This is a genomic window from Desulfofundulus sp. (genome assembly GCF_049701015.1).
Lineage (GTDB): Bacteria > Bacillota > Desulfotomaculia > Desulfotomaculales > Desulfovirgulaceae > Desulfofundulus.
In genome coordinates, this window is the sequence record NZ_JBNATZ010000083.1 from 1 (window position 1) to 10,016 (window position 10,016).

Genomic DNA, 10,016 nt, shown 5'->3' on the forward strand with positions numbered 1-10,016 from the left:
TTTACTGGGGGGACCACCCGTCTTGAAACACATGTAAGAAAGATTTTGATTCGTATAGAATGGTTAGCCACTGAACTGTTTACAAAACGTTTGAACACTGGTATCATGCATATTGAGCATGTGTTATATTTCGGGGAAGTTCGTCATCATAAGTCATAAAAATATTTTATCACCTTGTAGAGGGCGCTTAAAACGAGCGCTCAAATTCTTAATTGTGGCACGGGGAGGGGATGTTGATGGCTCTGGTTGACTATAAATTCCTCCTCCAATCCATGCTGACCCATTTGAAGCAGGGGATTCTGGTAGTGGATACAGAAGCGAATGTCATATTTTACAACGAGCCTGTAACCCAGATAGCGGGCATAGGTCCCCGGGAAGCCATAGGTAAAAACATCCTGGAGATATTTCCTGACCTGACGCCGGAAACAAGTACTTTTTACTACGTCCTGAGGACCGGCAAGCCCCTGATTGAGCATGTTCAGACCTATTGTAATTACCGGGGCGAAAAGGTTACCACCGTAACATCCACCATGCCGCTGATTCATGGTGGGAAGATAGCAGGGGCCTTCGAACTTTACAGGGAACTGTCCACCGTAAAGGAGTTATCGGAAAAGATCATCTCGCTACAAAAAGAACTTTATAAAAAAGCATCCTGTGAAAAAAATTACAACGACGGCAGGGCAATTTACACCTTTGATAACATAATCGGTAGTAGCCATGTTATCAGGGAATTGATTGAAAAAGCAAAGAAGGTTGCAGATAGTTCTTCCCCCATTCTGGTTTACGGAGAGACCGGAACTGGGAAGGAATTGCTGGTTCAGGCCATACACAACGCCAGCCTTTTAAGGAGGGACAGGCCGTTTATTGCCCAGAACTGTGCGGCTCTGCCAAAGACCCTCCTGGAAGGGATTCTCTTCGGCACCACCGCCGGCAGTTTTACCGGAGCCAGAGACAGGCCGGGGCTTTTCGAACTGGCCAACGGGGGCACACTTTTTTTAGATGAAATTAATTCCATGGACGTGGAGCTCCAGGCCAAGCTCCTGAGGGTACTGCAGGACGGCGTCATAAGGAGGGTGGGAGGGGTACGGACCACCGTGGTCGATGTGAGGGTTATAGCCTCCACCAACGAAGTTCCGCAAAAGGCGGTCGAGGCCAGGCTCCTGAGAGAGGATTTATTTTACAGGTTGAATGTGATATCCCTGACAATTCCGCCGCTCAGAGAGAGGAAAGAAGACATCCCGTTGCTGACCGAACACTTCATTAAGCTTTATAACAGGCAACTGGGGAAAAAGGTGAGGGGTGTTTCTCCTGAGGTCATGGAACTTTTCATGAATTACCGGTGGCCGGGAAATGTCAGGGAGCTGAAATCCATCATAGAAAGCACCATGAACTTTATAGAAGGAGAGATTATAGAGGTAAAAGATCTGCCCCAGAACTGTAATTATTTCTCACCCGGGGAGGAGCAATCTCCCGAATACAGTTCTAAAGTGAAGCTCCCGCCACTGGGTGAGGCGGTTGAAAATTTTGAAAAGAACCTGATTCTCAAAGCGATAAGCGTGGCCAACGGAAATTATGCGGAGGCAGCCCGGCTACTGAAAGTACCAAGGCAGACGTTACACAATAAAATAAAAAAATATGGGTTAACCAAAAAGTTTATACCGGAGCAAGTGGATAAGATTTGAGATTGTGTCTTGAAAATGGGACGGAGCGTCTTAAAATTGGGACGCCCTTTTTCATTCCTGATCAGAGAAGATTATGGGAGGATATGTTAACAAGGGGACCTGATTCTCTGCCGGAGGTCATCTTTTTTTGAGATTTTTTACTGCTAAAAGGTTCAATGAGCTTCTGGTTATTTTCCGAGATGTCCTTAATATGGGACAGACATAAGGACGTTAGATTGCGTTCGGCACCAAATGTTCAATTATTTTTAAAAATACAATTTTCGGCATAAATTTTGCTAAATTAGTAAGATGGTTTCCGTATAATAAAAGAATGCAAAGAGGTGCCGTAGCAAATGTGGAGAATTGGAGTAGATATCGGTGGAGCGTTTACAGATTTATTTGCAGTAGATTTGGAAAGTGGAAAGCATGCATGGGTAAAAGTTGAATCAACGCCACCAAATTTTGAAGAAGGAGTTATCCGGGGAATTGAGGAACTGGCAAAACAAGGCGTATACATTGAAGATACAACTCAATTAATACATGGCCAAACAGTAGTTATAAATGCAATCATAACCAGAAATGGGGCAAACGTTGGTTTTATAACGACAGCCGGGTACGATATTCTGGATATTCAGCGAGCTAACAGAAGGGATATCTACAACTTTAAATATAGGAAGCCAGTCCCATTCGTCAACAGATATATGACTGAATGGGTAAATGAGAGAATAGATTCTGATGGAAGTATATATAAAATGCTGGGGAAGGAGGAAGTAAAGAAAGCAGCACTATCACTCATTAATAAAGATGCTGCATCGATTGCAATTGGTTTCATAAACAGTTACCAGAATCCAATTCATGAGATAGAGGCAAAAAAAGTTGTGGAAGAAATATTTAGAGAAAAAGGCATTGATATGCCATTGGTAACCATATCGAGCGACCTGAGTCGTGAATGGAGAGAATACGAACGCTTTAACACCGCTGTTTTAAACGCTTATGTTCAACCGATATTTGTAAAATATATAGAGAAACTCGAACAAGCACTCCAGGGTAGGGGTTTCAGAGGAATATTTTACTTAACCCTGGCTGCCGGCGGTATGGCAACTTCAGATTATGCCAAAAAATTTCCTATCACAACAGTAGAAGGTGGCCCGATTGCTGGAATTATGGGAGGCCTTATCCTGGGCCGGCTTCTGGATGAGAATAATATAATAGTGATTGATGGCGGTAGCACAACAACGAAAGCAGGTCTTGCTAAAGACCTGACTCCGCAAGTAAACACTGAATACTGGATTGAGCAAGATGAGTGGAATGCAGGTTATCCCACGAGAGTTCCAGTCATAAATATTCACGAGATTGGGACTGGTGGAACGAGCATAATATGGGTTGACGAAGCTGGGAACCTTCAAGTTGGACCCAAGGCAGCTGGTGCCAGACCGGGACCTGCTTGTTATGGGATGGGTGGAAATAAACCCACATTAACTGACGCGTATGTGGTTGCTGGATATTTAAACCCAAATTATTTGCTCGGTGGTAAACTTAAGATAGATAAAAATTTAGCCGAAAATGCATTCAAGGATATCGCAGAGCAGTTGAGTATTGATATAAAAGATGCTGCATATGCAGCTATCAGGGTTGCTAATGACAATTCAGCAAATTTGATAAGATTAATTTCAATTAGAAGGGGTTTTGATCCGAGAGAATTTACGTTGATTGCCCACGGTGGCTCCGGCCCGATGATGGCACCGTTCATTGCAGAAGAGCTGGCCATACCCAAGATAATAATCCCTGCTATACCAAGTGGTGTATTTAATGCATGGGGCATGATTGGATTGGACATTAGACATGAAATGGTACAGACCAGCATTACGCTGATTGAAGCGAAGGAAAGCTTTTTAAAATTTCTAAATGCTGCCTTTAGGGAATTGGAAAGTAAAATTAAAAGCACATTTGAAAGTGAAGACATTGATTCTGGGGCTGTTGTCATACAGAGGTATTTGGATGTGAAGTATATTGGACAAGCACATACATTAAAGATTCTGTGTCCTGATGGTGATCTTGGCATAAAAGAGATCAATAAAATCCAGGAGCTATTCCATGAAGCGCATTACAAAGAATTTGGGTTTAATTTGCCCGAGAGTGGCGTGGAAATAGTTAACTTTGATGTTGTTGGTGTTTATAGGGTTAAACATCCGAGTATTGAAAAACACCTGAACGATGGGTCAATAGAAGATGCCTATTTAGGTGAGCGAGAGGTTTATAATGGAAGTGAAATCGTTCGTGTACCGGTCTATAAGAAGGAGAAGCTGCCGTCCAATGTAACACTCCAGGGTCCCTGTATCATTGAGGGAGATACCTCCACTGCTATCGTAATAAAGAATTTTAAGGCCTATCATGATGATTATGGTAATCTGGTTTTAACCAGAAATGATTAGGAATTATACGGGGGGTGGTTTTGAATATCTTTTCGAAATATAGGGTGAAAATTATCTACTGAAGTGGAGGGAACGAAGTTGCTAAGAAAACCTGCTCTTTTAAAGACAGTACTCGTGTTGCTCGTATTTGTAGTTTCCATCCTTGCTTCTGGTTGTGGTAATAAGGCCGGCAATGAAAAAAATTCGGGTTCGAACAATGATAATAAGCAAATCAGGGTTGCTTTATTTGAGCTCGCCAGTGCCAATGAATGGAACCAGGCTCTGCTGAATGGTGTCAAGAGTAAACTTGATGAGTATAATGCCAGTTTGCAGGTTTTTGATTGCGAGTTTAGTGTTCAAAAGCAATATGATCAGATTCAGGATGCGATTACGACCGGTAAATTTGATGCTTTACTTATTCAGCCGCAAGATACAAATGCTGTTGTGCCTCTCGTGAAGGAAGCCATAAATAAAGGTATTAAGGTTATAGCAGTTGATGCCCCATTGGGTCCAAATATTCGTTCCCTGGAGCCATATCCTGATGGAGTTTCATGCGTTGTCGGTCGAACTGGTTGGTCAACTGGAAACTGGTTGGGGAAATATGCAGTTAAGGCCAGTGAAGGTATGAAGGTTTGCAAGGTGGCTTTTCTGATTGGGAGTCAGGGTCAAACTATTGATAGAGATCGCTATGAAGGCTTTTTAAATCAAATTAAGGATCATCCGAATATTAAAGTGGTTGCTTTTCAGCAGGCCAATTATGATCGTGCTACGGCCAGGAATATTATGATGAATGTTTTTCAGGCACATCCCGATATAAATATTGTAGTATCAACTGGTGACCAGATGACCCTGGGGGCGGAAGATGCAGCGAAGGAATTAGGCATTAAAGGTGTTAAGTATATTGGGAATGGATGTAGCAAACAGGGCTACCAGGCATTAAAAGAAGGACGTTGGTATGCTAGCTATGCTGATATACCATATACTGAAGGCCAATTATGCCTTGAAAATGCCGTTAAAGCAGTAAGGGGCGAGAAAATACCCAGGTCTATCAATCTTGAAGACATGAGACCTCCTTTGCCTCCTGAAGGGCCGATGATTACTCCAGAGAATGCGCATGAATATAAGCCTCAATGGTGATCTGGTTCTATGCGGTAGCCCTTATCTTCTTGTGATATGGGCTACCGCAATGCCTCTTTTCTCCAATTCACCTTAATATGGTGGTGAGAGACATATTGAATGCGCCGGCTGATAACAGGAACATCATTGAATTGAAGAATATTAACAAGCGTTTTTATGGTATAAAGGCGCTTTCAGATATTTCTTTATCTGTTATGCGAGGCACCATTCACGGCCTTGTTGGTGAGAATGGTGCAGGAAAATCAACATTAGCTAAGATTATAAGTGGTGTTATCAGTCCCGACGATGGGATTGTATTGTATAACGGTGTACCTGTAAATTATAAATCTCCACATGATGCGCTTCAAAATGGTATTATAATGATTTCCCAGGAAGTGACCCTGGTTCCTCAAAGAACAGTCATTGAAAATGTTTTTCTGGGCATGGAGAGGAACAGGTTTGGCTTGATCTGGGAAAATCAAATGCGCAAACGATTTACTGAACTTATTTCCATATCAGGCTTCAATTTATCACCTGATATTCCTGTTAGAAATCTCAGCATTGCTGACCAAAAAAAGGTCGAAATTCTTAAGGCAATTGCCAGAGACGCACAATTGATTATCATGGATGAACCAACAGCAATGCTATCCTCTGAGGAAACTATCAAATTGCTTAAGATTGTGCGTGAGTTAAAAGAGGCTGGAAGGACAATTATTTATATTTCCCATTTTCTGAAAGAAGTTTTAAGCTTGTCGGATAATATAACTGTTTTGCGAAATGGCCGTGTTATTAAAACAGCTCCCGCTTTCTCAGAAACTGAAGACAGCTTAATCAAAGCAATGATAGGAAAAGAAATTGTCAATGTTTTTCCTGAAAAAACTATGCCTTCACGAAATGCCCCTGTAGTGCTATCTGTCGAGGGTTTATCAAGCAAAAGAAAATTTAAGGATGTGACGTTTAGTATTCGAGCAGGCGAAATATTGGGTATTGCTGGTCTTGTTGGCAGTGGACGTTCAGAAGTGGCCAGAGCAATTTTTGGTGCTGATAGTGTCGATCAAGGTACAGTTAAGATCTATGGGAAAAAAGTTGAGATCAGGCACCCTGGAGATGCTATCCGAGCTGGAATTGCTTTATTGCCGGAGAGCCGGAAATTACAAGGTTTGATAATGGGGCTTAATGTGGCCCATAATGTTACACTACCACATCTTGGGAGGGTTTCTACCTTATCTTATATTAAGAGAAATTATGAGCGCACTCAGGTACAGGAATTGCTAGAAGAATTGGATGTTAGGCCGCGCAACCCCGGTATAAAAATTGCAAACCTATCAGGGGGTAATCAACAGAAGGTTCTGTTCGCTAAATGGCTCTTTAATAGACCACGTGTCCTGATAGCGGATGAGCCTACTAGTGGTGTTGATATTGGCGCGAAACAAGCAATATACCAATTAATAGTTCAGTTGGCGAAGGCCGGGATGGCTGTTTTGTTAATTTCGTCCGAATTAGAAGAGGTTCTTGGTCTGGCAGATCGAGTAATTGCTATGAGATTGGGAAGGATTGTAGCTGAATTTGACAAACCACCTTTTTCCAAAGATGATGTGATGTATGCGATCTTTTCGAGTGTAGAAAGGGATGAACTGTTATGAGCGATAAGAAGAATGACATTTCAGTGCCTTTGCCTCTTGTGGAAAATAAGGTATTTCATATAAATTTCATTTCACTTATGAGAAATTACGGTGTTATTATTGCAACCTTTTTGGTCTTTGTATTTCTTTCAGTCTCAAATACAAGTTTTTTTTCGCTGCGCAATATTAGTAATATTTTTGATCAATCAGCAGAAATTGGTATAATGACGGCTGCCTATGCAATTGCCATAATAAGTGGTAATTTTGATCTTTCAGGTGGTGCAATCTTTGCCTTATGTGGGTCTCTCGCTGCTATGATCGCTCAGAGTGGGCATCCTGAACTGGGACTTTTTACTGCAGTTGCTGTAAGTCTATTTATTGGGTTGATTAATGGCCTTGCCGTGACGTTATTGCGTATACATTCCTTTATAGCAACGCTGGCCTCAGGATTAATTATCCAGGGTGTGGCTTTTGTATTAACTAATGGAAATTTATTTGTTGTGGACAATCATCGATTCGCAGTTCTTGGTCAGGGAAAACTTTTTGGGATTTCGTATCCGACCTATCTTTTTATGCTTTTTGCTATTGTCACTGGTATTTTGCTGAGTAGAACAACTTTTGGTAGATATGTTTATGCTATTGGTGGAAACATTGAAGCAGCTCGTCTGTCGGGTGTTAGAGTTGATTTGATGCGCATTATTATATTTGGACTTACAGGATTAAGTGCTGGCCTGGCAAGTGCCATCAGTGTTTCTCGTATATGCCAGGGTCATGCTAATATGGGCGGCGATCTCGCTCTTGAGGCAATTGCCAGGGCTGTTGTTGGTGGAGTAAGTATTCTTGGTGGGGAAGGTACAATTTTAGGTGCAACCTTTGGTGTATTTCTTTTAAGACTCATAGAAAATGGGTTTAATATATTAAATGTTCCCCCATTTTATCAATATATACTGGAAGGGGCTGTTATATTCTTTGCTGTTGCTATGGATACTTTGACCAAAGAAAGGGCCAGGTCTTAACTTTTGTGGCTAAGAGATATTAGGTCTGCAAAAATAATAGCATCAGGGGTGATTGAAATGGCCAGGGATGTTGTAACAATTAGAATTATTAAGAATGCGCTGGATAACATTGCGAGGGAAATGTTCTGGTCCACTGTTAGAACAGCAAAGAGTAGTATTATCTACGAAACATATGATTTTGCTCCCGCCTTAACTAACAGTCAGGGAGATCTGATATCTATTGGTACGGGTGTCCCTGTCTTTCTGGGAGTAATGCCAATTATAGCTAAAGCTGTTATGGAGGATGTTGATAAATTTGATTTGGGTCTAAGTCCTGGTGATATTTTTATCATTAATGATCCATACAGAATTAGTACCCACTTGAATGATGTTGCTTTGGCAATGCCTATTTTCCATAAGGATCAAATAATTGCAATCGCTACGATAAGGGGTCATGTAAATGATGTAGGGGGGATGAATCCTGGCAGTTGGGGGCCAAATGCAACTGAAGTGTTTCAGGAGGGCTTAATAATCCCCACATCGCACTTTTACAGGGCAGGTAAACTTAATAATGAGGTTGTCAGGTTAATTTTGCGAAATACCAGAATCCCCGATTATGTCTATGGTGACCTGGAAGCACTCGCTGCTGCTTTACGTTATGCTTATGGCAGGCTTAATGAGCTATGTAATAAATATGGTGTAGATTATGTTCTTCATGCCATGGATGATAGATTAAATGATGGAAGATTATTAGCCAGGAACAGACTTCAAGAGTTAATAAAAGGTGAATTTTTTGCGGAAGAAAAAATTGAAATATATGAAGGCATGGATGATGATCTCAGGATTACTGCCAGGGTGATTATTACGGATAATAAATTCCTGGTGGATTTCTCGGATAATCCAGCTCAGGTTAAGGCTCCCATAAATACTACGTATGCTGGTATCTATACTGCCGTGGCAACGGCTTTTACAGCTATTACTGATCCCCATGTGCCTCTCAATCAAGGTTTCCTCGAACCGGTTGAGGTGGTCTGTCCCGAAGGGACCTTATTTAATGCTCTTCCTCCAGCTCCGGTAAGTTGTTATTGGGAGACTCTTTTCTATGCTGTAGATTTGATATGGAAAGCCCTGGCACCGCACCTGCCTGAACGATTTACAGCCGGACATTTTCTGTCTGTGGTCAGTGAAACGCTTAGCATGGTTGACCCAAGAGATGGTCAGTATAAAATTCTATGTGAACCTAATCCTGGAGGATGGGGTGCGGGGATTGATAAGGATGGCGAGTCCTGTCTTGTTTCTGCAGCTGATGGTGAAACCTATTGTCATCCTGTCGAAGTTATTGAGAAGGAGTATCCGATACGTGTTGAATGTATGAGGTTTAATATGGAAGATGGCGTAGGACACGGTACTTTCCGTGGTGGCTTTGGAATGAGGAAAGATTATAGAGTACTTGCCGATGAGGCAAATCTGGTCTGTTCTATTAATAGAATTAAATACGCTCCCTGGGCAGTCAATGGCGGGGAAGAAGGATCATGCAATCATATAGTTGTATTAAGGGATGGTCAAAATATTTGGGATGGCGGAAGAGCTTCTAATTTCATGCTCAAAAAAGGTGATGTCGTCAGTATTAGAAGCGGTGGTGGTGCAGGATGGGGGAGCCCACTCAAGAGGGATCCTCTGCTGGTACTTGACGATTATAAAAATGGTTTGATAACTCTTGATATTGCCAGGGAGAAATACGGCGTTATTATCAATCCTGAATTGCTTTGTATTGACTGGGAATCAACAAATAAATTAAGGGCTGAACGATAATTTTGTTTGTATAAAACTTTTGTTGAAAGGATTGTCATATATGTTCCAGTATGAGACTTTTTTAAGGTTTTATAAGGCCATATCTAAAGAGTATAAAGGTGCCTTAATCTCTCCTGGCTCAAATTTGTACTATTTAACAGGTATTAATCCATCGAGTGTTCATGAGAGATTGTTCCTGTTTATAGTACCAACTGAAGGAGAGCCTGTAATAATTGCCCCTAAACTATACCAGGATGAAGTTAGTGCATCATGGGTTACAAAAACGATGCTTTGGGATGATGGTGATAATCCATATAAAATGCTGGAGATGGTTCTCTCCGCGATATCTAAACATGAAGGATGTAGATTATTGGTGGAGGATTCGATGCCTGTCTCCGTTTTTTTCAATATCCAAAGCAT

At 41.6% G+C, this 10,016-nt stretch carries 7 protein-coding genes; all 7 read left to right on the forward strand.

What is annotated here, in order from left to right; translation table 11 throughout:
• Positions 1 to 236: 236 nt before the first annotated feature.
• Positions 237 to 1,682 carry a sigma-54 interaction domain-containing protein gene (locus ACPLUI_RS06905; protein ID WP_424659534.1) on the forward strand — a complete coding sequence of 482 codons (1,446 nt, stop codon included), beginning with the start codon at positions 237 to 239 and terminating at the stop codon, positions 1,680 to 1,682.
• Between the two features lie 332 nt (positions 1,683 to 2,014).
• Positions 2,015 to 4,093, forward strand: coding sequence for a hydantoinase/oxoprolinase family protein (locus ACPLUI_RS06910; protein ID WP_424659535.1), 2,079 nt, complete (start codon positions 2,015 to 2,017; stop codon positions 4,091 to 4,093).
• Positions 4,094 to 4,171: 78 nt separating this feature from the next.
• Positions 4,172 to 5,209 (forward strand): sugar ABC transporter substrate-binding protein, encoded by a 1,038-nt coding sequence (locus ACPLUI_RS06915; RefSeq protein WP_424659536.1) that lies wholly within the window; start codon positions 4,172 to 4,174, stop codon positions 5,207 to 5,209.
• A 131-nt stretch (positions 5,210 to 5,340) separates the two neighbouring features.
• Positions 5,341 to 6,831 (forward strand): sugar ABC transporter ATP-binding protein, encoded by a 1,491-nt coding sequence (locus ACPLUI_RS06920; RefSeq protein ID WP_424659537.1) that lies wholly within the window; start codon positions 5,341 to 5,343, stop codon positions 6,829 to 6,831.
• The gene (locus tag ACPLUI_RS06925) at positions 6,828 to 7,826 is read left to right on the forward strand and encodes an ABC transporter permease (protein WP_424659538.1); all 999 of its coding nucleotides are present in this window, start codon (positions 6,828 to 6,830) and stop codon (positions 7,824 to 7,826) included. Before ACPLUI_RS06920 ends, ACPLUI_RS06925 begins: the two co-directional genes overlap by 4 nt.
• Before the next feature lie 57 nt (positions 7,827 to 7,883).
• Entirely contained in the window at positions 7,884 to 9,617 is a 1,734-nt protein-coding gene (locus ACPLUI_RS06930; protein ID WP_424659539.1) for a hydantoinase B/oxoprolinase family protein, read from the forward strand.
• Between the two features lie 40 nt (positions 9,618 to 9,657).
• The coding region (locus tag ACPLUI_RS06935) for an aminopeptidase P family N-terminal domain-containing protein (RefSeq protein ID WP_424659540.1) at positions 9,658 to 10,016 on the forward strand (359 nt) is incomplete at its 3' end.

Excerpts from the sequence above, each read along its gene's own strand:
- ACPLUI_RS06905 (WP_424659534.1), top strand. The coding sequence starts at position 237 with ATGGCTCTGGTTGACTATAAATTCCTCCTCCAATCCATGCTGACCCAT.
- ACPLUI_RS06910 (WP_424659535.1), top strand. The coding sequence starts at position 2,015 with ATGTGGAGAATTGGAGTAGATATCGGTGGAGCGTTTACAGATTTATTT.
- ACPLUI_RS06925 (WP_424659538.1), top strand. The coding sequence starts at position 6,828 with ATGAGCGATAAGAAGAATGACATTTCAGTGCCTTTGCCTCTTGTGGAA.
- ACPLUI_RS06930 (WP_424659539.1), top strand. The coding sequence starts at position 7,884 with ATGGCCAGGGATGTTGTAACAATTAGAATTATTAAGAATGCGCTGGAT.